A 21,299-nucleotide genomic window follows, 5' to 3' on the forward strand; every position below is an offset into this window, starting at 1 on the left:
AAATCGGCTTACGGGAAATTCGGGAATTAGGGGAGCTGTCAGCCGGCGGCCAGTTGCCGCGCCGCGCCATTGCGCCAGCGGGCCAGGTGTTCGTCGGCGTAGCGGCGCAGGCAGCGCAGTACGGCGCTTTCGTGCTGCACGATGAAGAAGTGGTGACCGTCGAACATGTCCAGGGAAAAACCGCTGGCGGCGTCGAGTTGCCAATCCAGCAGTTGGTCGGCGCGCACGCTGTCCTGCTTGCCGCCGAACACGTGGATCGGCAAACCCAGCGGCGCGCGCTCGCCGTAGGTGAAACTGCCGCACAGCAGGAAGTCGGCGCGCAGGATCGGCAGCATCAACTGCATCAATTCGGGGTTGGCCAGGGCTTCTTCGGCGGTGCCTTGCAGCTCGCGCAGGCGGGCGATCAGTTGCCCGTCAGTTTTTTCGATGGCGTACTCGCTCACATCGCGGCGCGCCGGCCCAGCCGTACCGGAGGCGAACAGCGCCAGTGGTGCGGGCACGTTGCGCGCTTGCAACGCATGGGCCAGTTCGAAGGCCAGCAGGCCGCCGAGACTGTGACCGAACAGGGCGTAGGGGCCACCCAGGTCGCGGCTGATTTCATCCGCGAGCTGCGCCGCCAAGGCCTTGATATCACGTTGCAGGGGCTCGTCCATGCGCATGCCACGGCCGGGCAATTCCAGCGGGCACACCTGCAACCAGTCCGGTAGGGCCCGGCGCCAACGCGCGTAAACCATGGCGCTGGCGCCCGAATAGGGCAGGCAGAACAGGCGCAGTCGAGTCGGCGTACTCATCGAGCGACGACTCCAAACTGAAACACGCTGTGTGCACGATAAAAACCCATTTCGCCCTCCTGCGGGTGCTGATCCTTGGCCGTTTTACTAACGGACCTGTCACCCAGAAGAACGGACGGCCGCGACAAATAATTAGTCGCCGGGGACGAGCGAGACGTGGTTCACACCTAACAAGAAAGCATAAGATTAGTTCGCCTTCTCATTTGACAATCATTATCATTAAGCATAATTTGTTGCCCGATGTGTAGGAGGCCTCAGCAAGGACGCCCTCCCCTAACCTCTTTTGCGACAAGGTGATTTCCATGACGGAACAAGTATCCACAGGCAGGTGCGACTCACCACTTCTTCAGGCGTTCGTCGACAATCGACTGATTCTGGTGAAGATCGCGGCACGTATTACCGGGTGCCGCTCGCGTGCCGAAGACGTAGTGCAGGACGCCTACTTTCGCCTGCAATCGGCCCCCACGATCACGTCATCGTTCAAGGCCCAACTGAGTTATCTGTTCCAGATCGTGCGCAACCTGGCGATCGATCACTACCGCAAGCAGGCCCTGGAGCTGAAATACTCCGGGACGGAAGAGGAAGGCTTGAATGTGGTCATTCACGGCGCTTCACCGGAAACCTCGCACATCAACTTCAACACCCTGGAAAACATCGCCGACGCCCTGACGGAGCTGCCCCAGCGCACCCGCTACGCGTTCGAGATGTACCGCCTGCATGGCGTGCCGCAGAAGGACATCGCCAAGGAACTGGGTGTATCGCCGACCCTGGTGAACTTCATGATCCGCGACGCACTGGTGCATTGCCGCAAGGTGTCGGGCAGTCATAGCGATACGTTTGCGCGCCGGGTCTGAAGACAATCCTGTTCAAAAATGTGGGAGGGGCGGTGCAAGAATCAGCAATGCCGCACGCTTGTGGGCGAAGTCGAATGCTTGGTGGCAATGGGGGCAACGATTCTGTGCCGAGCCTGCGGCTCCCACGTAGCAAGGCTTATCCAGATAAAAGTAATGCACCATCGCCGCCAGCCGCGCATCGAAACGCCGCAGTACTTGGCCGTGGGAAAGATCGCAAAGGTCTGCAGGATGGGGCATCGGGGGCGCTCACAAAGATCATCAACCGTTGATGAAATGACGTGAGCACAGGCAGGAAATTTAGCCCTCAGGGCGTCGGCATCACATCGATGCGGTAGGGCTCGAAAATTTTCAGCATCTGGCCATTGTCACGCAGGCCCTTGAGCAGCGCGGCAAACGCCTCGCCCGTGATCGGCGCCTTGGGCCGCAGCAGCGCGTAGTGGTGATAGACCTGGTCGATACGCTCCGAGACCAGGAAATCCCCGGCCATGTCCGCATTGCGCACCATGAAATCACTCAGGTACGAACGGGTCACCAGCGCGATATCGGCGCGCCCGCGCACTACCATCAGCAGGTTGCTGTCATGGGAGTAGGTCAACGTGGCGTTGAAGTGCTCGGCCATGTACTTGGGGTCGGGGTTGAAGTTGGCAAAGGCGTAGTGATAACCGCTGAACACCGCCAGACGTTTGCCGGCGAGGTCGGCGAAGTAGTCCTGGCCGCGACCGGGCTGGCGCTCGGCGACGAAGATTTCCGCGTCTTCCAGGCCCATGTCGACACTGGTGTGGGGGATTTTCTGCCAGCCCCAGTCGGGGTTTTCGAAGATGGCCATGTCGACGCGGCCCTGCTCGAAATCACGAAAGCGCCGTGGAATCGAAGTAGGCACCAACACAAACTGGTAATCGCTTTGCGCCGCGTTCAGGGCCTCGACCAGTTGCGGCAACAAGCCGGTGTCGGCGCCCTGCTCGGGGCGTACGGTGTAGGGCGGGAAATGCGCCGCGCCAATGCGCACCAGTTGCGCAGCCGAAGCCGGCGCCAGCCACGCGGTGCCCAGCGCCCAAAAAGTAAGTCCTGCAGCCAGCCGCCAAGGCGAAAACATCAAGGCACACACCGTTGAATTCTCTGATGGCGATAAGCTAGGCGTTTTTGTCTGGCGAGACAACTTTCCACCGGCAAATTAATAGCTTGCGCCTCAATCGGCTTTCAGAACCATCAATAGGGCTTCTTCGGCCAATTGTTCGAGCGTGAGGCTGCCCCCCTCGGCGCGGAACCAGGTGGTGGTCCACGACAAGGCCCCGGTGAGGAAGCGCCGGGTGATAAACACGTCACCCTTGATGTAGCCGGCGGCCTTGGCTTCGCCCAGCACCTGCAGCCAGATGGCCTCATACACGTCGCGCAGCGCCAGTACCTGGGCCTGGCCTTCTTCCGACAACGAACGCCATTCGTACACCAGCACCGCCATGGCCTCGCCGGTGCCGCCCATGATCGACTGCAATTCGCAGCGAATCAGCGCCAGTACACGCTCGCGCACGCTCGTCGCCTGGGCCAGCGCGGCGCGCATCATCGCGGTGTTGTAGTGGATGGTTTCCTCCATCACCGCGCGCAGGATCTCATCCTTACTCTTGAAGTGATGGAAGATGCTGCCGGACTGGATGCCCACGGCGCCGGCCAGGTCGCGCACAGTGGTGCGCTCGAAGCCCTTGTTGCGAAACAGGTGAGCCGCGGTCTGCAGCAGCTTGCCCCGCGCACTGTCGGGGTCGGTCAATTGGCCGGCGTCGACCATGCTGCGCATCACCTGCTGGGCTTGGTGCTCGTCCATGCTGCTCTCCTCTACTTCTACAATCGTCTTGGCCGGCAATTTAGGCCGTGGCAGCCAACCAAGCAAGCGCTTGGGCAAAACTTGTTTCGGCAGTTTACAAACCAAGCGCTTGCTTGGTAGTCTCGGCACCAGCCATTCGAGGAAGGATTTCTCATGAGCAAGACGGTTCGTATCGGCTGCGCCAGCGCCTTCTGGGGCGACACCTGCACCGCTGCTGCCCAATTGGTGCACGGCGGCGCGCTGGATTACCTGGTGTTCGACTACCTGGCGGAAGTCACGATGTCGATCCTCGCCGGTGCGCGAATGAAAGACCCCCAGGCCGGCTACGCCACGGATTTTGTCGAGGTGCTCACGCCGCTGCTGGCCGAGATCCAGCGCCAGGGCATCCGCGTGATCAGTAACGCCGGCGGCATCCACCCCCAGGCCTGCGCCGCCGCGCTGCAAGCGGCCTGCGACAAGGCCCAATTGCCGCTGAAAATCGCCGTGCTGCTGGGCGATGACCTGCAACCCCAGTTGAAAAAACTGCACGGCATCAGCGATATGTTCAACGGCGCGCCCCTGTCGCCGATGTGCGTGTCGGCCAACGCTTACCTCGGCGCGCCGGGCATCGTGCAGGCACTTGGGCTGGGCGCCGACATCGTGATCACCGGCCGCGTGGTCGACAGCGCGGTGGTCAGCGCCGCACTGGTGCATGAATTCGACTGGGCCTGGCAAGACTACGACCGCCTGGCCCAGGCCGCGTTGGCCGGGCATATCATTGAATGCGGCGCGCAGTGCACCGGCGGCAACTTCACCGATTGGCGCGAGGTGCCGGACTACGAGCACATCGGTTTCCCCATCGTCGAAGTCAGCGCCGACGGCCAGTTCACCGTCAGCAAAGTCGACGGCACCGGCGGGCTGGTCAGCGAACTCAGCGTGGCCGAGCAGCTGCTGTACGAAATCGGCGACCCGCGCGCGTACCTGCTGCCCGATGTGATTTGCGATTTCAGCCAGGTCAAAGTGCAGCAACAGGGCAAAAATACGGTGCGCCTGCACGGGGCCAAGGGCTCGCCGCCCACCGGCCAGTACAAGGTAAGTGCGACTTACCCCGACGGTTTCCGCTGCACCGCCAGTTGCCTGATCGCCGGGATCGACGCAGTGGCCAAGGCCGAGCGGGTCAGCCAGGCGATCATCAACAAGACCTCGGAACTGTTCAGCCAGCGCGGCTGGGCGCCTTACACCGAGGTGAATATCGAACTGCTCGGCAGCGAGGCCACCTACGGCGCCCACGCCCGGCGCCAGGATTGCCGCGAGGTGGTGGTAAAACTGGCGGTGCGCCATCCGAGCAAGCAGGCACTGGTGCTGTTCGCCCGCGAGATCGCCCAGGCGGCTACCGGCATGGCACCGGGGCTGACCGGCATTGTCGGCGGGCGGCCCACGGTGTATCCGCTGATTCGACTGTTTTCATTCCTGATCGACAAAACCGCCTGCACGCCGCTGATCGACTTTCAGGGCCAGCAACACCCTTGCCAGCTGCCAAGCAACGACGCGCCCACCCTGCCCGCCGCACCGATTGATCCACCCAAACCCCAAGGCCGCGCCGACGCCAGTGTGCCGCTGGTGAAACTCGCCGTGGCGCGCTCCGGCGACAAGGGCAACCACAGCAACATCGGCGTGATCGCTCGCCAGCCCGAGTACCTGGCGTGGATCGCCGAAGCGCTGACCCCGGAGGTGATTGTCGACTGGATGAGCCACGTGCTCGACCCCGTGCACGGCCGCGTCGAGCGCTGGTACCTGCCCGGCAGCCACAGCCTCAACTTCCTGCTGGAAAACGCCCTGGGCGGCGGCGGCATCGCCAGCCTGCGCATCGACCCGCAGGGCAAGGCCTTCGCCCAGCAACTGCTGGAAATCCCGATTGCCGTGCCGCAACACATCGCCGACTCACTCACTTAAAGGATTGTCGCAGTGGCCTTCGACTCGATCTTCAAAGCCGACCTGTTCCAGGGGCACACCGTGATCGTCACCGGCGGTGGCAGCGGCATTGGCCGTTGCACTGCGCATGAGCTGGCGGCCCTCGGCGCGCGGGTGATCCTGGTGGGGCGCAAGCCGGAAAAGCTGCAAAAGGTCGCGGCGGAAATTGCCGAAGACGGCGGCATCGCCCATTGGCAGGCCTGTGATATTCGCGATGAAGAGGCGGTGAAGGCGCTGGTGACGCAGCTCATTCACGCGCACGGGCCGATTCATGGGCTAGTCAATAACGCCGGTGGCCAATACCCGTCGCCGCTCGCGTCGATCAATCAGAAAGGCTTTGAAACCGTGCTGCGCACCAACCTGGTCGGCGGCTTCCTGGTGGCGCGGGAAGTGTTCAACCAATCCATGAGCAAGCACGGCGGCGCCATCGTCAACATGCTCGCCGACATGTGGGGCGGCATGCCCGGCATGGGCCACTCCGGTGCCGCGCGCGCCGGCATGGACAATTTCACCAAGACCGCCGCGTTCGAGTGGGGTTACGCCGGGGTGCGAGTGAATGCCGTGGCGCCAGGCTGGATCGCGTCCAGCGGCATGGACACCTACGAAGGCGCGTTCAAGGCGGTGATCCCGACTTTGCGCGAGCATGTGCCACTCAAGCGCATCGGCACCGAATCGGAAGTCAGCGCGGCCATCGTGTTCCTGCTCAGCCCCGCCGCCGCGTTCATCAGCGGCAGCACCTTGCGCATCGACGGCGCCGCCAGCCTGGGCAGCCGTGCCTGGCCGCTGCACAAGGCGCAGTCGCCGAGTGAACCCTTCAATGGCTTCCACCGCGCCTACCTGCCCGACGTGCTCAAGGAGGACAAGTAAGCCATGCCGACCCTCGACAGCCTGATCGACGCCCACAGCCCGCAGTTCGCACAGAACCGCGACGCCATGCTGACCGGCATCCAACACCTGCGCCAACTGGAACAGGCCCTGCTCGCCAAGGCCGAGGAAGCCAGGCCCAAGTTCGACAAGCGCGGCCAGTTGCTGCCGCGCGAACGCCTCAACTTGCTGCTGGACCCCGGCGCGCCGTTCCTGGAGCTGGCCAGCCTGGCCGGCTACAAGCTGCATGACGACAAGGACGGCAGTGCCGCCGGAGGCGGCTTGATCGCCGGCATCGGCTACGTCAGCGGCGTGCGCATGCTGGTGGTGGCCAATAACAGCGCGATCAAGGGCGGCACGATTTCGCCCACCGGGCTGAAAAAATCCCTGCGCCTGCAACAGATCGCCATGGACAACAAACTGCCGGTGGTGACCCTGGCCGAAAGCGGCGGCGCCAACCTCAACTATGCCGCCGAGATTTTCGTCGAAGGCGCGCGCAGTTTTGCCAACCAGGCGCGCATGTCGGCCATGGGCTTGCCGCAGATCACCGTGGTGCATGGCTCGGCCACGGCGGGCGGGGCATATCAGCCGGGGCTGTCGGACTACGTGGTGGTGGTGCGCGGCAAGGCCAAGCTGTTTCTGGCCGGGCCGCCGCTGCTCAAGGCCGCCACCGGCGAAGTGGCCACCGATGAGGAATTGGGCGGCGCCGAGATGCACGCGCAAACCGCCGGTACTGCTGAATACCTGGCGGAAAACGATGCCGACGGCGTGCGCATCGTGCGTGAGATTGTCGGCCTGCTGCCGTGGGACGACCGCCTGCCGCCAGCGCCAAAACGCGCCTACGCAGAGCCGCTGTACCCCATCGACGAGCTGCTGGGGCTGATCCCCGATGACCCAAAAAAGCCCTACGACGTGCGCGAAATCCTCGCACGCCTGGCCGACGCTTCGCAGTTCCTTGAGTTCAAGGGCGAGTTCGATCCCCACACCGTCTGCGGCCACCTGCACATCCAGGGCCGCGCCGTCGGCGTGATCGGCAACAACGGCCCGATCACGCCCAAGGGCGCGAGCAAGGCCGCGCAGTTTATCCAGCTGTGTGACCAGAGCCGCACGCCGCTGCTGTTTTTGCACAACACCACCGGCTTCATGGTCGGCACCGAGGCGGAGCAGCAAGGGGTGATCAAGCACGGTGCGAAGATGATCCAGGCGGTGGCGAATGCGCGGGTGCCTAAACTTACGGTGGTGGTCGGCGGCTCCTACGGCGCCGGCAACTATGCGATGTGCGGGCGCGGCCTCGACCCGCGCTTTATCTTCGCCTGGCCCAACAGCCGCACGGCGGTGATGGGCGGCGCGCAGGCGGGCAAGGTGCTGCGCATCGTCACCGAGGCCAAGCAGTTGAAGGACGGTTTGGTGCCCGACCCCAAGGTGCTGGACATGCTGGAACAGGTCACCACGCAGAAACTCGACAGCCAATCCACTGCGCTGTATGGCAGCGCGAATCTGTGGGATGACGGGCTGATTGATCCACGGGATACCCGCACGCTGTTGGGGTTTCTGCTGGATATCTGTCACGAGGCGCAAGTGCGTGAGTTGCAGCCCAATACCTTCGGCGTAGCGCGCTTTTAAGGAGAACAATAAAAATGATCTTCACCCAGGAACACCAGGAACTGCGCCGCAGCGTGCGTGCCTTCGTCGACCGCGAGATCAACCCCCATGTGGACGAATGGGAAAAAGCCGGACGCTTTCCCATCCACGAGATTTTCCGCAAGGCCGGCGACCTCGGCCTGCTGGGCATTTCCAAGCCGGAAAAATTCGGCGGCATGGGCCTGGACTACAGCTACTCGATCGTCGCCGCCGAAGAATTCGGCACCATCCATTGCGGCGGCATCCCCATGTCCATCGGCGTGCAGACCGACATGTGCACCCCCGCCCTCGCCCGCTTTGGCTCCGATGAACTGCGCGATGAGTTTTTGCGCCCGGCCATCAGCGGCGAGCAGGTCGGCTGCATCGGCGTCTCGGAAACCGGTGCCGGCTCCGACGTTGCCGGGCTCAAGACCCATGCGCGCAAGGACGGCGACGACTACGTGATCAACGGCAGCAAAATGTGGATCACCAACTCGCCCAGCGCGGACTTTATCTGCCTGCTGGCCAACACCTCCGACGACAAGCCGCATATCAACAAGTCGCTGATCATGCTGCCGATGAACACGCCCGGGATCAGCGTCAGCCCGCCCCTGGAAAAACTCGGCATGCACAGCTCCGAGACTGCCCAGGTGTTCTTTGACGACGTGCGCATCCCCCAGCGCAACCGCATCGGCCACGAAGGCGCGGGGTTCATGATGCAGATGCTGCAGTTCCAGGAAGAACGCCTGTTTGGCGCGGCCAATATGATCAAGGGCCTCGAGCAGTGCATCGACAGCACCATCGCGTACTGCAAGGAACGCCAGACTTTCGGCAAGGCACTGATCGACAACCAGGTCATCCACTTCCGCCTCGCCGAGCTCTCCACCGAAATCGAATGCCTGCGCGCGCTGGTGTACCAGGCCACCGAGCAATACATCAAAGGCCAGGACGTCACCCGCCTGGCGTCCATGGCCAAACTCAAGGCCGGGCGCCTGGGCCGTGAAGTCAGCGACAGCTGCCTGCAATACTGGGGCGGCATGGGCTTCATGTGGGACAACCCGGTGGCCCGGGCCTATCGCGACGTGCGCCTGGTGTCGATTGGCGGCGGCGCCGACGAAATCATGCTGGGCATCATCTGCAAACTGATGGGCACCTTGCCTGGGAAAAAACCATGAAGACCCTGCTGCTGGAACCGCATAACGGCGTGCTGCACATCACCCTCAACCGGCCGGAATGCCGCAATGCGATGAGCCTGGAAATGGTCAACGAACTGCGCGCGGTGCTGGCGCAGCTGGACAGCCAGATGCGCGCCGTAGTGATCAGCGGCGCAGGCGGGCACTTTTGCGCCGGCGCCGATGTGAAGGATCTGGTCAGCGCGGGCAACCAATTGCAGGCCTTGAACCGCGCGTTCGGCACCTTGCTGCAAGCCGTGCAAGCAGTGCCGCAAGTGGTGATCGTGGTGCTGCAAGGCGCGGTGCTGGGCGGTGGGTTTGGCCTGGCGTGCGTGAGTGATATTGCGATTGCCGATCACCAGGCGCAGTTCGGTTTGCCGGAGACCAGCCTGGGGTTGTTGCCGGCGCAGATTGCGCCGTTTGTGGTCAAGCGCATCGGCCTCACGCAAGCCCGCCGGCTGGCGCTGACGGCGGCGCGGTTTGATGGGGTGGAGGCGCAGCGCTTGGGCGTGGTGCATTTTGCCGAGGGTGATGCCCAGGCGTTGGCGCAGCGCTTGGATGAGGTGTTGGGACAGGTGTTGCGTTGCGCGCCGGGGGCGAATGGGCGAACCAAGGCGTTGTTGTTGGCCAGCGTGGAGGAGCCGCTGGGCGATGTGTTGGATCGCGGGGCGCTTTGGTTTGCCGAGGCAGTGACGGGGGTAGAGGGGATTGAGGGGACTCAGGCATTTGTGCAGAAGCGCAAGCCCGGTTGGGCCAGATGAGCAGAGTGAGATGCATCGGGACTGTATGGAGATCAAAATGTGGGAGGGGGCTTGCCCCCGATAGCAGTGGATCAGTCACAGATTTATCAACTGACACTCCCTCATCGGGGGCAAGCCCCCTCCCACATTTTTGCCTGAGTTCAACCCTGAGATACCGGTCGGCTACCAGGACGCCGGGTTAGTCGCTGTAAGAGCGGAACCATAAGCAGCCGTTACCGCAGAAACGGATATGTACACGGAGCACAAGAACATGCCGCAGCTAACCAAGATCCTGATCGCCAACCGCGGCGAAATCGCCTGCCGCATCCAACGCACCGCTCACTCCCTGGGCTATCGCACTGTCGCCATCCACAGCGACGTCGACACCCACGCCCTGCACGTGCAAATGGCCGACGAAGCCATCAACATCGGCCCCGCCCCGGTAAACCAGTCCTACCTGAACACCGAAGCCATCCTCAACGCCGCCAAAAAAACCGGCGCCGACGCCATCCACCCCGGCTACGGCTTCCTCTCCGAAAACCCCGACTTCGCCCAAGCCTGCCTCAACGCCGGCATCACCTTCATCGGCCCGAGCCCCCAGGCCATCGAACTGATGGGCAGCAAACGCCTGTCCAAACTCGCCATGCTCGACGCCGGCGTCCCGTGCATCGCCGGCTACCAGGGCAGCGCCCAGGACGACGCCACCCTGCAACAAGAGGCCAACCGCATCGGCTACCCCTTGATGATCAAGGCCAGCGCCGGTGGCGGCGGCCGCGGCATGCGCCTGGTGCACACGGCCGAGGCCCTGCTGGACAACCTCCACACCGCACGTTCGGAAGCCAAAAACGCCTTCGGCAGCGACGAACTGATCCTCGAACAGGCCCTGATCGACCCGCGCCACGTCGAAATCCAACTGTTCGGCGACAGCCGAGGCAATCTCATCTACCTCGGCGAGCGCGACTGCTCGATCCAGCGCCGTCACCAGAAAATCATCGAAGAAGCGCCCTGCCCGGTGATGACGCCCGCACTGCGCCAAGCCATGGGTGAAGCCGCGCTCAAGGCCGGGCGGGCGGTCAATTATGTCGGCGCCGGCACCGTGGAATTCCTGCTCGACCGCAACGGCCAGTTCTACTTCCTGGAAATGAACACCCGCCTGCAAGTCGAACACCCGGTCACCGAAATGATCACCGGCCTCGACCTGGTGGCCTGGCAACTGCAGATCGCCAGCGGCGAGCCGCTGCCGCTGACGCAAGCAGAGGTCACCCTGAGCGGCCACGCCATGGAAGTGCGCCTGTACGCCGAAGACCCGGCCCAGGGCTTCCTGCCGCAAACCGGTGAGGTGCTGCGCTGGAAACCGGCGCCTGGAATCCGCACCGACCACGGGCTGCTCGAAGGCGAAAACATCAGCCCGTTCTACGACGCCATGCAAGCCAAGATCATCGCCCACGGCGCCACCCGCGAAGAAGCTCGGCGCAAATTGCTGCGCGCGGTGCAGGACACGGTATTGCTGGGGGTCACGACCAATCAGCAGCTGCTGGCCGACCTGCTGCAGCATCGCGACTTTATCGAGGGTGATTTCAGCACCGGGTTTATCGCCGAACACTTCAGCGAAATCCCGCCCCAACGCCCATCAACCGAACAGCTCAGCCTGGCTGCCGCGCTGTTTTACCAACACAGCGCCGACCAGCATCCCCAAGGCCTGGCAGGCTGGCGCAATAACGCCAGCGTGCCGTGGACCTATCGTCTGGAGGTCAACGGCGACATCCACCCCGTCAGCGCCGAGCCGCTGCTACTCACCAGCGACGGCCGCCACGCCACTGTGGTGCTCGACGGCATCCGCCGACGCATCCCCTATCACCTCGACGGCGACCAGCTGTGGCTGCCCGGCATCCGCGTGCTCAACCGCACCCAGCAAGTCGTCAGCCGCCAGGCCGACGCCGGCAGCGGCACAGTCAAGGCACCGATGGACGGTGCCATCGTCGACGTGCGCGTCAGCGCCGGCGACAACGTGACCAAAGGCCAACTGCTGCTGGTGCTCGAAGCCATGAAAATGGAGCATCCGCTGAAAGCCGGCATGGATGGCGTGATCAAGCGCGTGCAGGTTGGGACGGGTGATCAGGTGCGTAACCGCCAGGTGTTGCTGGAGATCGAATAACGCCCTAGGCGGAACTACAGGGCCACGCTACGCTCTATCCCCATCAGGAAGGGACGAGTACGGGAACCTGCACCATGCCTCATTGGCTGATTATTGACCTTGAAGCCACCACGGATGACGGCGGCTGGCCCGTGACGGAGATGGAAGTCATCGAGATCGGCGCGAGCCTGGTCAACCGCGATGGCCGCGAGCTGGACCACTTCCAGCGCTTTGTGCGGCCGCTGCGCCGGCCCCTGCTGACGCCCTTTTGTCGCAAGCTGACCCACATCACCCAGGCGAATATCGACACGGCCGCGCCGATCACCGAGGTGTGGCCGCTGTTCGAGCGCTGGCTGGGCCAGCACCACCCGCGCCTGGAAGGTTGGGCCAGCTGGGGCGACTACGACCGCGCGCAGCTGGAACTCGAATGGCAGCGCCATGGCCTGGCCAGCGCCCTAGCCCAGACGCCCCATGTGAACCTCAAGCAGCGCTTCGCCAAGGCGCGGCGCCTGGACAAGCCGCTGGGGCTCAATGGCGCCCTGCAATTGGCCGGGATGCAGTTCCATGGCCAGCAACATCGGGCGCTGGAGGATGCACGCAACACGGCGCGCCTGTTGCCGCTGATTTTGCCGGTCTAGGCAGCTCCCCTGCCCTTGGGCATACTGGCCGACCTTTCCAGACCCTTTTTCCGAGGATTCGCCCATGTTTAAAGTCAACGAGTACTTCGACGGCACCGTCAAGTCGATCGCTTTCGGCACCGCAGAAGGCCCTGCGACCATCGGCGTGATGGCCCCGGGTGAATACGAATTCGGCACCGCCCAGCGTGAAATCATGCACGTGGTGTCCGGCGCCCTGACCGTCAAACTGCCGGATGCCAACGACTGGGAAACCTTCGCCGCCGGCACCCAGTTCAACGTGCCAGCCAACAGCAAGTTCCAGCTCAAGGTCGCCGTGGACACCGCTTACCTGTGTGAATACCGCGGCTGATTGTTACGCCGAACAAAAAAATGCCCGTCTCCTGCGAGACGGGCATTTTTTATGGGCGCAGGAATTACTCGAGAATCGTCACCGGCATGCCGACTTCCAGGCTTCCGAAGCCATCGTTGACCAGGTTCTGGCCGAAAATCGCGCCGTTTTCGGTCTTGCGGTACGTCTCAAGGGTGGCGAAGGGTTCGCGGTCGGCGCTGCGCTCGCCGGTCTGTGGGTCGATAGTGGTGAGGATGCAACGTGAGCACGGCTTGACCGCGCGAAACTCTACATCGCCGATGCGCAGGCGCTTCCAGCCGTCTTCGGCAAACGCCGCACTGCCTTCGATCACCAGGTTGGGGCGAAAGCGCAGCATCTCCATCGGCCGGCCGATGCGCTGCGAGAGGTCGTCGAGGGAGGCCTGGCCGATCAGCAGCAGCGGGTAACCGTCGGCAAAGGCCACCTGGTCATCGTCGCGCCCGTAGCCGGCTTCGGTGGTGCGTGCACGTTCCAGGGGAATTTGCACCAGCCGGGTCGACTTGCCGATAAAGTCGCTGACCCAGGCCGCGGCCTCGTCGCCGGCATCCGGCACGCGCAAGGTGTCGCGCCATATGGTCACGCCGCGCAACTCGGCGGCGGTGCCAGGCAGGGCCACGTCCAGCGGCGTGTAGCCAGGCGAACTCAGGGTCAGGCCGCCGCTGCTGTTCCACAACGCCGACAACTGGCTCATCTTCGCCACGGCGCGTTGCGTCAGGAACCGCCCGCTGGCCTCGTCGACCAGCATCCAGCGTCGATCCCCTTGCAGCCCGAGTTTATCCAGGCCGATCTGCTGCAAGGCGTCGGCCTTGCCGGACTTCAAGGGGTAACGGTACAACGCGCTGAGACGAAGCATGGGCCTGCATTCCTGAGGAGCAAAGATGCCACCCTAAGGTCAAGCCGGCACTTCGTCCAGCATCAGTCGCTGGCGAACCACGTCCACCAGCTTGTCGGGCTGGAATTTGGACAGGAAGTTGTCGCAGCCGACCTTCTTCACCATCGAGTCGTTGAAGCTGCCCGACAGCGAGGTGTGCAGCACCACATAGAGCCCACGCAGGCGTGGATCGTTGCGGATCTCGGTGGTGAGGCGGTAGCCGTCCATCTCGGGCATTTCGGCGTCGGTGAAAATCATCAGCAGCTTGTCGGTCATCACCTGGCCGCTGTCGGCCCAGCCCTTGAGCATGTTCAACGCCTTGAGGCCGTCGCTGGCGATGTGCATCTTCACGCCCAACTGGCCCAGGGTGTCGCGCAGCTGCGACAAGGCCACGTTGGAGTCGTCCACCAGCAGCACTTCACGGCCACGGGCGCGTTCCAGCACCGGGTCGTCGAGTTTGTCGCGCGAGACCTTGGCGTTGTACGGCACGATCTCGGCCAGCACTTTTTCCACGTCGATGATTTCCACCAGTTGGTCGTCGACCTTGCTGATGGCAGTGAGGTAATGCTGGCGCCCGGCACTGGCCGGCGGCGGCAGGATGGCTTCCCAGTTCATGTTGACGATGCGGTCCACGCCGCCCACCAGGAAGGCCTGTACCGACCGGTTGTACTCGGTGACGATGATCGTACTGTTGGGGCCCGGCACCAGTGGCCGCATGCCGATAGCCTGGGACAGGTCGATCACCGGCAGGGTCTGGCCACGCAGGTTGACCACACCGCACACAAACGGATGGCGCTGGGGCATCAACGTCAGCTTGGGCAGTTGCAGGACTTCCTGCACCTTGAACACGTTGATCGCGAACAACTGCCGCCCGGCAAGGCGAAACATGAGGATCTCCAGGCGATTCTCACCGACCAGTTGCGTACGTTGATCTACCGTGTCGAGAATGCCGGCCATTAAAAGCTCCTGATTTGCGCGGAAAGTCGCGCGAAGGGTATGTGCAGTTCTATAGCGAGTTATCGGCGGCGAGCGCCAGACCTTGACCCCTGTAAAATGCCATGTAAATTCATTGATGTCACACTGACATCATGCTTTACTGCGCAGGCCTGTTCATATGGCGGTACAGCGACGTTGCGCGACATTCAAATCGACGCAAGGTTCCACCATGTAAGGGATTCCCCTATGCGCAATCGGGTCCAACCTGATATTCGCAATATCTAATAGCCATTAATGTGACGCCATTCTCAATGCATGAATGGAGTCAGGCTTTTGTTTGCAATCCCAAGCCCTCGGCCCACGGGTCTTCCAGACATTCACGTCACGGCAAGTGAAAGTGTGCAATTGACCGCATGGGCAACGTACAGCCGTCGCCGTCATTTAAATAAACGTCCTACTGAAATTTCGGAAGCAAGCTACAGATTTCAGTCATATTTCAGCGCTAGTTTTAAGCCATTCACCCGGTGCGACATCTCATCACCCGACCTTAAGTTGTGGAGACTTGCATGATGAACGACGGTAACGAATGGCAACTTGCACTTCCCGATTTCTTGAATGAAGCGGAAAAACTGCTGCTCAAGTCAGAAGAGTGCCTCAGTCATCTGCATCTGATTCGAAATGACAGCGACGCGATCGACTGCATGAAAATCAGCCTGATCAAACTCGCCGAGAAGGCCGACGCCCTGGCCCTGCAGGCGATCAGCGAATTCTCGCGGCATATCCAATACCTGATCGCCAACGCCGAAAACCCCTTGCAACTGCATGATCAAGCCCTGGACGCGTTGCATGATTGCCTCACCTTGCTGGCGTGGCAGTTGGAGCTTATCGACGCCAAGACCGGCCAACTGGCGCTGGATGAAACGGAACAAACCACGTTGATCGCCACGGTCACCCTGCAGATTCCGCAGAAGGACTTCAGTACCAAGCCGCAGCAACGCGCGCATCACGCGTCTTGATGCCAACAGCAGGTCGCATTCAATACCTGAGTTATCTAAAAACGACAGGCACATATAGCAGATAGCCACTAACGGACATAACGATACAAAACAACTTTAGTTATACAACTTCCCACTGTTCAAACTCTGAGAGATATCCCAGGGTATTTGCCTGGATAATGACCGCACCCGGCAAAGTGTCAGGCGACCAACGGTTACAGGGGTGGTACTATGCCCCGCTCGAAGTGACTCAACTTCACCATGTATAAAAACGATTCGGCCACGCATTCCACACAAAGCCCTGTCAGCCGCCGTGACCGGTCTTTCCGCAGCGAACCCTCATTGGCTCCATCCGCTATGTACGCCAACCTCAAGTCACTCCTCGCCAGGTCCGTGTTCCGCAGCCATGCACGCCGCTTGATCCTCGCCCTGTGCCTGGGTTCGCTGCTGCTGAGCCTTTGGGCCTATGCCAACGCCGAGCCCTTGCCGCTGGCGGTGTTGCTGCTCAACCTGGCGACCCTGGTGCTGCTTGGCCTGCGACAGTGGCGTTCGCGCAAATCCATCAAGTTCCAACCCCAGGAACTCGCCGACCGCTTGCTGCAAGTGCAGGAAAACGAACGCCACCGCCTGAGCCGCGACCTGCACGACGACATCGGCCAGTTGCTCACCGCCGCCAAGCTGCAGAGCGAATGGCTCAAGCGCCGCCTGCCGGAAGACCTGCAAAGCCAATGCACGGTGCTGTGCAACACCCTCAATGAAACCCTGGCCAAGGTGCGCGACGTCTCCGCCATCCTCAACCCGCGCCAGTTGGCCAGTCTGGGCCTGGAAGCCAGCCTGCGCGCGCACCTGCTCAAGACCCTGGAAAACACGCCGGTGCACTGGAGCCTGGAATGCCAGCAACGGCTGACCGGCATCCCCGAAGAAACCGCCGTGGCCGCCTTTCGCATTACCCAGGAAGCCGTGACCAACATGCTACGCCACGCCCAGGCGCGCAATTTGCTGGTCCGCCTGCAACGCCTGCCCGAAGGCCTGTCGCTGACCATCAGCGACGACGGCCAGGGCTTTTCGCCTGCCATCAACCCCGGCCTGGAAGGTCAACGGGGCATGGCCGGCATGTCCGAGCGGATAGATCAGCTTGGCGGTTCATTATCCGTCAGCAGCCAGCCAGGCAAAGGGACACGGATCGACGCGCTTTTCCCCTGGGCGCCGCGCGCCCTCGAACGGGCCAGTTCCCCTAAGGTTCTCGAGTGAGCTGCACATTACTCCTGGTGGATGACCATGCACTGATCCGGGCCGGCGTACGCGCGCTGGTCCTGGATATTCCCGGCTACACCGTGATCGGCGAAGCCAGCGATGGCGCGCAGTTGCTGGAGCAGTTCAGCGCCTTGCAGCCCGACATCGTGCTGCTGGACCTGTCGATGAAGCACACCGGCGGGCTGGATGCCTTGCAGCAGCTCAAGCGCGCCTACCCCAAGAGCCGCGTGCTGATCCTGTCGATGCACACCGACCCGGAGCTGATCATGTGCGCGCTGGAGTCCGGCGCCCATGGCTACCTGCTCAAGGACACCACCGCCAACGAGCTGGAACATGCGCTGCGGGCATTGCGCAATAACGAGCGCTACCTGAGCCCGGCGATCGCCCACACGGTGATCAATCAGGCGCTGGTGCGCGGCCAGGGTGCCACCACACCCGCAGGAGGCAGCCATAACCTCACGGCCCGCCAGTTGGAGATCCTGCGCCTGATTGTGCGGGGCAAGTCCACCCGGGAAATCGCCCACGGCCTGGGCCTTAGCATCAAGACCGTGGAAGCGCACCGCTCGCAGATCATGAAGCGCCTGCAGATTTTCGACGTGGCCGGCCTGGTGCTATTTGCCGTGCGCGAGCAAATCATCAGCCTGGACGACTAGGGGCGAACCCACCGGCAGGTGCACGCGCAGGGCTTTGGGCATGGCCTCGAAGTGCAGGTCGTCGCCCTCCAGCGGCTCGCCGTCAAGGTTGATATACAGCCCTTGCGCCACCTTGATATTGACCCACGGCAGGCGCGCCCGCACGAACATGGTGTCCAGTCCCCAGCCGTTGTTCATCAGCTCACGCAGGGTGCCGACCACCTCCTGGGGCGCCGGCAAAATGCTGATATCCAGCAAGCCATCATCGGCCAGCGCGCCGGGGCACAGCACATGCCCGCCCCCCGCCTGGCGACCGTTACCAATGCCCAGCGCGAGCAGTTCGCCCTTCCAGTGGAAGTCCGGGCCATCCAGCTCGGCGTAGGCGGCCTTCAATTCGCTGAAGCGAGTCAGGCCAGTGAACAGGTACGCGGCGCCGCCCAGCACCTTCTTCAAGTCTTCGGACGTATTGGCGGTGACCTGGCTGCCGAAGCCGCCGGTTGCCATGTTGAGGAAGATCTGCCCGCCGACCACGCCGAGGTCGATGGCCCGTGGCGGCACGTCCAGCAGCGCCAGCGCCTGGGCTGGCTCCAGCGGCACACCGGCGGCCTTGGCGAAGTCATTCGCGGTGCCCAGGGGCATCAGCACCAGGCTGGCGTCAGTCTTGGCCAGGGCCATGGCTTCGGCGACGTCACGCAACGTGCCGTCGCCGCCACCGGCGATGATGTGGGTGTAACCGCCGTCCAGGGCCTCGTTGACCAGGCGCTGGGCGTCGCCGCCCTCCCAGGTGACCCGCACCGCCAACTCCCCGCCCTGCTCACGCCGGGCCTGCACGGCGGCGCGCACGTCCTCGTTTAGGGCTTGCTTGCCGTGGAGGATCAACAGGGCTTTGGGGGTGGTCATGGTGGGGCTACTCCTGGTGGAAAGGGTTCCTGATGGATGTTGACCACAAGCAAGAGGCAAAAGGTCGTCAGGCGCGAAAATAATCCCCAGGACAATGCAGATGCAAATGTGGGAGGGGGCTTGCCCCCGATAGCAGTGTGTCAGTCAGTCCATCTGATACTGAAACACCGCCATCGGGGGCAAGCCCCCTCCCACATTTTGATCAGGGTAAGCCGTCAGCCTTTGTGCAGCTTACTCATCAACTGCGCCTCAGCCTGAGTCAACCCACACGACTGCGTCAGCTCGTCCACGGTCGCGCCCATGCCCACCAGCTTGGCAGCCTGCGCAAACGAAAGGCTCGACGGATCACGCTGTTCAATCTGCGCCAACTTGTCGGGCAACGGCGCCAGAATCGCGCGCAGTTCATGCACCTCATCGCCGACCTTCACCGCGCTCTGCTGGTAATGATCAACCCGCTTGAGCAACTCCAGAATCCGCCGATCCCGCAGCGCATCGCGCTCGGCCTGTTGCAGGACCAACTCGCGCTGCTGGCGCACATAGCGCAGCAGAAATGCCAATGTCCCGGCCCATAACAGGGCCAGGACAATTACCGCCGCCTCAAGGAACAATCAGATGCTCTCCAGTTCCGACCATTCTTCTTCGCTCATCATCTTGTCCAGCTCAACCAGAATCAGCAGTTCGCCGTTCTTGTTGCACACGCCCTGGATGAACTTGGCGGATTCTTCGTTGCCCACGTTCGGCGCGGTTTCCACTTCCGATTGGCGCAGGTAGACCACTTCGGCCACGCTGTCGACCATGATCCCGACCACTTGCTTGTCGGCTTCGATGATGACGATACGGGTGTTGTCATTGACTTCGGTTGGCACCAGGCCGAAACGCTGGCGGGTGTCGATCACCGTCACCACGTTGCCGCGCAGGTTGATGATGCCCAGCACGTAGCTTGGCGCACCCGGAACCGGAGCGATCTCGGTGTAGCGCAGCACTTCCTGCACGCGCATCACGTTAATGCCGTAGGACTCGTTGTCCAGTTTGAAGGTAACCCATTGCAGGATCGGATCATCCAAACCTTGTGCGGACGCTGACTTGTTCATACCCCTGACCCCTTCAAATGCCGTTGGACACGGCGTGTGTGCTGTTCCGAGCCGCACAACCGCGCGACCCTTATTGTTCAATCAACTGCGTTTGTTCACCGGCAACGTCTTGACTGCACCACTGGCGATCAACTCGGCCAGTTCGGCGACGTCGAGCAACGCGCACATGTGTTCGATCACGGTGCCCGCCAGCCAAGGCCGTTGGCCCCGGTGGCTGCGCCATTTGATTTCATTCGGGTCCAGGCGCAACGAGCGGCTGACTTGATGCACCGCCAGCCCCCACTCGTAGCCCTGCACCGAGATTACGTACTGCAAACCCTGGCGGAAATCATCGCGGTAGCGGTCGGGCATCACCCAGCGCGCGGTGTCCAGCACCTTGAGGTTGCCGGCCTGGCTGGGCAGGATGCCGAGGAACCACTCCGGTTGCCCGAACAGCGGCGTCAGCTCCTGGCCTTCCAGGGAATAGATCGACCCCAGGCACACCAGCGGCACCGCCAGGGTCAACCCGGCGACGTCGAACAACAGGCACTCGAACGGCTCCGCCGCCCAGGTCGGGCGGTCGTCGCCGGTCACCGGCGGCGGCGTGATGCTCGGCGGCAGGTGCACTTGTACCACGGGCTCGACCACCACCGGTGCAACCACCACCGGCGCGATCGGCACCACCACGGGCACGCGCTCGACCACCGGCGCGACCTGCGCATCGCGGGCCTGCTCTTCCAGCACCGCCAACTGGAACTCGTCCAGCGTGCTTTCGGCGACTACAGCGGGCTCAAGCACCAGAATCGGTTCCGGCAGCTCTTCTGCGGTCGCGTCCTGCAGCAGGGCATCCAGGTAGGATTCCAGTGCCAGTTGCGGCCGGGTCTTGAATTCGACAGGACGGTTCATCACGCCACCTGCGCGACAAGCTGCTGGGACAGCAGGTGCTTGAGCAACGCGCGGTAGGCCATCACGCCACGGCTTTTACCGTCGAATTGCGACGGCGCCAGGCCCGCTCGGCTGGCATCGCGCAGGCGCGTGTCCACCGGGATATAGCCATTCCAGATGCTTTGCGGGTAGGCATCGCGCAATACCCGCAAGGTGCCAAGCGAGGCCTGGGTGCGCCGGTCGAACAAGGTCGGCACGATGCTGTACGGCAGCGCCTGTTTGCGCGAGCGGTTGATCATCGCCAAGGTGCTGACCATACGCTCCAGGCCTTTGACCGCCAAGTGCTCGGTCTGCACCGGGATCACCAATTGCTGGCTGGCCGCCAAGGCGTTGACCATCAGCACGCCCAGTAACGGCGGGCTGTCGATGATGGCGTAGTCGAAGTCCTGCCATAGCTGCGCCAGGGTCTTGGCGATCACCAGGCCCAGGCCGCTCTGCCCCGGCGACTGGCGCTCAAGGGTGGCGAGGGCGGTGCTGGACGGCAGCAGGGAGATATTGTCGTTGCTGGTGGGCAGCAGCAGTTGGCCCGGCAGATCGGCCGGCACGTTGCCCTTGTGCAGGAACAGGTCGTAGTTGCTGTGTTCCAGCGCGTCGGGGTCGTAGCCGAAATAGCTGGTCATGGAGCCATGGGGGTCCAGGTCCACCACGACCACACGCTTGCCCGCCTCGGCCAGCAAACCGGCTAAGGCGATGGAGGTGGTGGTCTTGCCGACCCCACCTTTTTGATTGGCAACTGCCCAGACTCTCATTCGG

At 62.7% G+C, this 21,299-nt stretch carries 22 protein-coding genes; 12 read left to right on the forward strand and 10 right to left on the reverse strand.

Annotated elements, in window-relative coordinates; translation table 11 throughout:
- Window positions 1-38: 38 nt before the first annotated feature.
- Entirely contained in the window at window positions 39-791 is a 753-nt protein-coding gene (locus tag AC0IYH_RS27435) for a thioesterase II family protein (protein WP_471837192.1), read from the reverse strand.
- 302 nt (window positions 792-1,093) lie between these two features.
- Here AC0IYH_RS27435 and AC0IYH_RS27440 point away from each other — a divergent pair, with 302 nt between their 5' ends.
- Window positions 1,094-1,645: an RNA polymerase factor sigma-70 gene (locus tag AC0IYH_RS27440; RefSeq protein ID WP_005789991.1), complete on the forward strand. Its 552-nt coding sequence runs from the start codon at window positions 1,094-1,096 to the stop codon at window positions 1,643-1,645.
- Between the two features lie 304 nt (window positions 1,646-1,949).
- Here AC0IYH_RS27440 and AC0IYH_RS27445 read toward each other — a convergent pair whose 3' ends face one another.
- Both AC0IYH_RS27445 and AC0IYH_RS27450 read right to left on the reverse strand, forming a co-directional pair.
- On the reverse strand, window positions 1,950-2,738 hold the full coding sequence (locus tag AC0IYH_RS27445; protein WP_122772956.1) for a type 2 periplasmic-binding domain-containing protein: 789 nt from the start codon (window positions 2,736-2,738) through the stop codon (window positions 1,950-1,952).
- A 93-nt stretch (window positions 2,739-2,831) separates the two neighbouring features.
- Window positions 2,832-3,458, reverse strand: coding sequence for a TetR/AcrR family transcriptional regulator (locus AC0IYH_RS27450; protein WP_122772957.1), 627 nt, complete (start codon window positions 3,456-3,458; stop codon window positions 2,832-2,834).
- Between the two features lie 153 nt (window positions 3,459-3,611).
- Between AC0IYH_RS27450 and AC0IYH_RS27455 the strand changes: the two genes are divergently transcribed.
- The 8 genes from AC0IYH_RS27455 (at window position 3,612) to ppnP (ending at window position 12,925) form a co-directional block, all read left to right on the forward strand.
- Window positions 3,612-5,390, forward strand: coding sequence for an acyclic terpene utilization AtuA family protein (locus AC0IYH_RS27455; RefSeq protein WP_471837194.1), 1,779 nt, complete (start codon window positions 3,612-3,614; stop codon window positions 5,388-5,390).
- Window positions 5,391-5,402: 12 nt separating this feature from the next.
- Entirely contained in the window at window positions 5,403-6,275 is an 873-nt protein-coding gene (locus AC0IYH_RS27460) for an SDR family oxidoreductase (RefSeq protein ID WP_471837195.1), read from the forward strand.
- 3 nt (window positions 6,276-6,278) lie between these two features.
- The gene (locus AC0IYH_RS27465) at window positions 6,279-7,895 is read left to right on the forward strand and encodes an acyl-CoA carboxylase subunit beta (RefSeq protein ID WP_471837196.1); all 1,617 of its coding nucleotides are present in this window, start codon (window positions 6,279-6,281) and stop codon (window positions 7,893-7,895) included.
- A 14-nt stretch (window positions 7,896-7,909) separates the two neighbouring features.
- Window positions 7,910-9,067: a citronellyl-CoA dehydrogenase gene (gene atuD, locus AC0IYH_RS27470; protein ID WP_116626229.1), complete on the forward strand. Its 1,158-nt coding sequence runs from the start codon at window positions 7,910-7,912 to the stop codon at window positions 9,065-9,067.
- Window positions 9,064-9,825: an enoyl-CoA hydratase-related protein gene (locus tag AC0IYH_RS27475; RefSeq protein ID WP_116626228.1), complete on the forward strand. Its 762-nt coding sequence runs from the start codon at window positions 9,064-9,066 to the stop codon at window positions 9,823-9,825. Before atuD ends, AC0IYH_RS27475 begins: the two co-directional genes overlap by 4 nt.
- Window positions 9,826-10,075: 250 nt before the next feature.
- On the forward strand, window positions 10,076-11,959 hold the full coding sequence (locus AC0IYH_RS27480; RefSeq protein WP_471837198.1) for an acetyl/propionyl/methylcrotonyl-CoA carboxylase subunit alpha: 1,884 nt from the start codon (window positions 10,076-10,078) through the stop codon (window positions 11,957-11,959).
- Window positions 11,960-12,033: 74 nt separating this feature from the next.
- On the forward strand, window positions 12,034-12,576 hold the full coding sequence (locus AC0IYH_RS27485) for a 3'-5' exonuclease (protein WP_471837199.1): 543 nt from the start codon (window positions 12,034-12,036) through the stop codon (window positions 12,574-12,576).
- Window positions 12,577-12,640: 64 nt separating this feature from the next.
- Window positions 12,641-12,925, forward strand: a complete 285-nt coding sequence (gene ppnP, locus AC0IYH_RS27490) for a pyrimidine/purine nucleoside phosphorylase (protein WP_101272304.1) — start codon at window positions 12,641-12,643, stop codon at window positions 12,923-12,925.
- Between the two features lie 64 nt (window positions 12,926-12,989).
- On the opposite strand, the gene AC0IYH_RS27495 is transcribed toward ppnP, so the two are convergent.
- Window positions 12,990-13,796, reverse strand: coding sequence for an MOSC domain-containing protein (locus AC0IYH_RS27495; RefSeq protein WP_471837201.1), 807 nt, complete (start codon window positions 13,794-13,796; stop codon window positions 12,990-12,992).
- A 39-nt stretch (window positions 13,797-13,835) separates the two neighbouring features.
- The gene (locus AC0IYH_RS27500) at window positions 13,836-14,771 is read right to left on the reverse strand and encodes a chemotaxis protein CheV (protein WP_116626224.1); all 936 of its coding nucleotides are present in this window, start codon (window positions 14,769-14,771) and stop codon (window positions 13,836-13,838) included.
- A gap of 545 nt (window positions 14,772-15,316) precedes the next feature.
- Between AC0IYH_RS27500 and AC0IYH_RS27505 the strand changes: the two genes are divergently transcribed.
- The 3 genes from AC0IYH_RS27505 to AC0IYH_RS27515 all read left to right on the forward strand — a co-directional run bounded on the left by AC0IYH_RS27505 (window position 15,317) and on the right by AC0IYH_RS27515 (window position 17,652).
- The gene (locus AC0IYH_RS27505; RefSeq protein WP_177411942.1) at window positions 15,317-15,766 is read left to right on the forward strand and encodes a hypothetical protein; all 450 of its coding nucleotides are present in this window, start codon (window positions 15,317-15,319) and stop codon (window positions 15,764-15,766) included.
- Between the two features lie 336 nt (window positions 15,767-16,102).
- Window positions 16,103-16,996 carry a sensor histidine kinase gene (locus tag AC0IYH_RS27510; RefSeq protein ID WP_471837212.1) on the forward strand — a complete coding sequence of 298 codons (894 nt, stop codon included), beginning with the start codon at window positions 16,103-16,105 and terminating at the stop codon, window positions 16,994-16,996.
- On the forward strand, window positions 16,993-17,652 hold the full coding sequence (locus AC0IYH_RS27515) for a response regulator transcription factor (RefSeq protein WP_116626222.1): 660 nt from the start codon (window positions 16,993-16,995) through the stop codon (window positions 17,650-17,652). Before AC0IYH_RS27510 ends, AC0IYH_RS27515 begins: the two co-directional genes overlap by 4 nt.
- On the opposite strand, the gene yegS is transcribed toward AC0IYH_RS27515, so the two are convergent.
- The 5 genes from yegS to AC0IYH_RS27540 all read right to left on the reverse strand — a co-directional run bounded on the left by yegS (window position 17,611) and on the right by AC0IYH_RS27540 (window position 21,295).
- Window positions 17,611-18,531 carry a lipid kinase YegS gene (yegS, locus tag AC0IYH_RS27520; RefSeq protein ID WP_122772964.1) on the reverse strand — a complete coding sequence of 307 codons (921 nt, stop codon included), beginning with the start codon at window positions 18,529-18,531 and terminating at the stop codon, window positions 17,611-17,613. The genes AC0IYH_RS27515 and yegS overlap by 42 nt on opposite strands.
- Before the next feature lie 215 nt (window positions 18,532-18,746).
- A complete protein-coding gene (locus AC0IYH_RS27525; protein ID WP_116626220.1) occupies window positions 18,747-19,139 on the reverse strand; it encodes a DUF2802 domain-containing protein in 393 nt (130 codons plus the stop codon).
- Window positions 19,140-19,622, reverse strand: coding sequence for a chemotaxis protein CheW (locus AC0IYH_RS27530; protein ID WP_010564003.1), 483 nt, complete (start codon window positions 19,620-19,622; stop codon window positions 19,140-19,142).
- Window positions 19,623-19,703: 81 nt separating this feature from the next.
- Window positions 19,704-20,507 (reverse strand): CheW domain-containing protein, encoded by an 804-nt coding sequence (locus AC0IYH_RS27535; RefSeq protein ID WP_116626219.1) that lies wholly within the window; start codon window positions 20,505-20,507, stop codon window positions 19,704-19,706.
- Window positions 20,507-21,295, reverse strand: coding sequence for a ParA family protein (locus AC0IYH_RS27540; RefSeq protein WP_116626218.1), 789 nt, complete (start codon window positions 21,293-21,295; stop codon window positions 20,507-20,509). The genes AC0IYH_RS27535 and AC0IYH_RS27540 overlap by 1 nt, the downstream gene beginning before the upstream one ends.
- Window positions 21,296-21,299 lie beyond the last annotated feature (4 nt).

This window comes from Pseudomonas sp. AC463, assembly GCF_979253585.1.

What these genes read in the sequence shown, in the direction of transcription:
- AC0IYH_RS27445 (WP_122772956.1), bottom strand. Translation starts at nt 2,738, where the DNA reads ATGTTTTCGCCTTGGCGGCTGGCTGCAGGACTTACTTTTTGGGCGCTG.
- AC0IYH_RS27530 (WP_010564003.1), bottom strand. Translation starts at nt 19,622, where the DNA reads ATGAACAAGTCAGCGTCCGCACAAGGTTTGGATGATCCGATCCTGCAA.
- AC0IYH_RS27495 (WP_471837201.1), bottom strand. Translation starts at nt 13,796, where the DNA reads ATGCTTCGTCTCAGCGCGTTGTACCGTTACCCCTTGAAGTCCGGCAAG.
- AC0IYH_RS27540 (WP_116626218.1), bottom strand. Translation starts at nt 21,295, where the DNA reads ATGAGAGTCTGGGCAGTTGCCAATCAAAAAGGTGGGGTCGGCAAGACC.
- AC0IYH_RS27500 (WP_116626224.1), bottom strand. Translation starts at nt 14,771, where the DNA reads ATGGCCGGCATTCTCGACACGGTAGATCAACGTACGCAACTGGTCGGT.
- AC0IYH_RS27505 (WP_177411942.1), top strand. Translation starts at nt 15,317, where the DNA reads ATGATGAACGACGGTAACGAATGGCAACTTGCACTTCCCGATTTCTTG.
- ppnP (WP_101272304.1), top strand. Translation starts at nt 12,641, where the DNA reads ATGTTTAAAGTCAACGAGTACTTCGACGGCACCGTCAAGTCGATCGCT.
- AC0IYH_RS27475 (WP_116626228.1), top strand. Translation starts at nt 9,064, where the DNA reads ATGAAGACCCTGCTGCTGGAACCGCATAACGGCGTGCTGCACATCACC.
- AC0IYH_RS27465 (WP_471837196.1), top strand. Translation starts at nt 6,279, where the DNA reads ATGCCGACCCTCGACAGCCTGATCGACGCCCACAGCCCGCAGTTCGCA.
- AC0IYH_RS27480 (WP_471837198.1), top strand. Translation starts at nt 10,076, where the DNA reads ATGCCGCAGCTAACCAAGATCCTGATCGCCAACCGCGGCGAAATCGCC.
- yegS (WP_122772964.1), bottom strand. Translation starts at nt 18,531, where the DNA reads ATGACCACCCCCAAAGCCCTGTTGATCCTCCACGGCAAGCAAGCCCTA.
- AC0IYH_RS27485 (WP_471837199.1), top strand. Translation starts at nt 12,034, where the DNA reads ATGCCTCATTGGCTGATTATTGACCTTGAAGCCACCACGGATGACGGC.
- AC0IYH_RS27440 (WP_005789991.1), top strand. Translation starts at nt 1,094, where the DNA reads ATGACGGAACAAGTATCCACAGGCAGGTGCGACTCACCACTTCTTCAG.
- AC0IYH_RS27535 (WP_116626219.1), bottom strand. Translation starts at nt 20,507, where the DNA reads ATGAACCGTCCTGTCGAATTCAAGACCCGGCCGCAACTGGCACTGGAA.
- AC0IYH_RS27455 (WP_471837194.1), top strand. Translation starts at nt 3,612, where the DNA reads ATGAGCAAGACGGTTCGTATCGGCTGCGCCAGCGCCTTCTGGGGCGAC.
- atuD (WP_116626229.1), top strand. Translation starts at nt 7,910, where the DNA reads ATGATCTTCACCCAGGAACACCAGGAACTGCGCCGCAGCGTGCGTGCC.
- AC0IYH_RS27435 (WP_471837192.1), bottom strand. Translation starts at nt 791, where the DNA reads ATGAGTACGCCGACTCGACTGCGCCTGTTCTGCCTGCCCTATTCGGGC.
- AC0IYH_RS27450 (WP_122772957.1), bottom strand. Translation starts at nt 3,458, where the DNA reads ATGGACGAGCACCAAGCCCAGCAGGTGATGCGCAGCATGGTCGACGCC.
- AC0IYH_RS27510 (WP_471837212.1), top strand. Translation starts at nt 16,103, where the DNA reads ATGTACGCCAACCTCAAGTCACTCCTCGCCAGGTCCGTGTTCCGCAGC.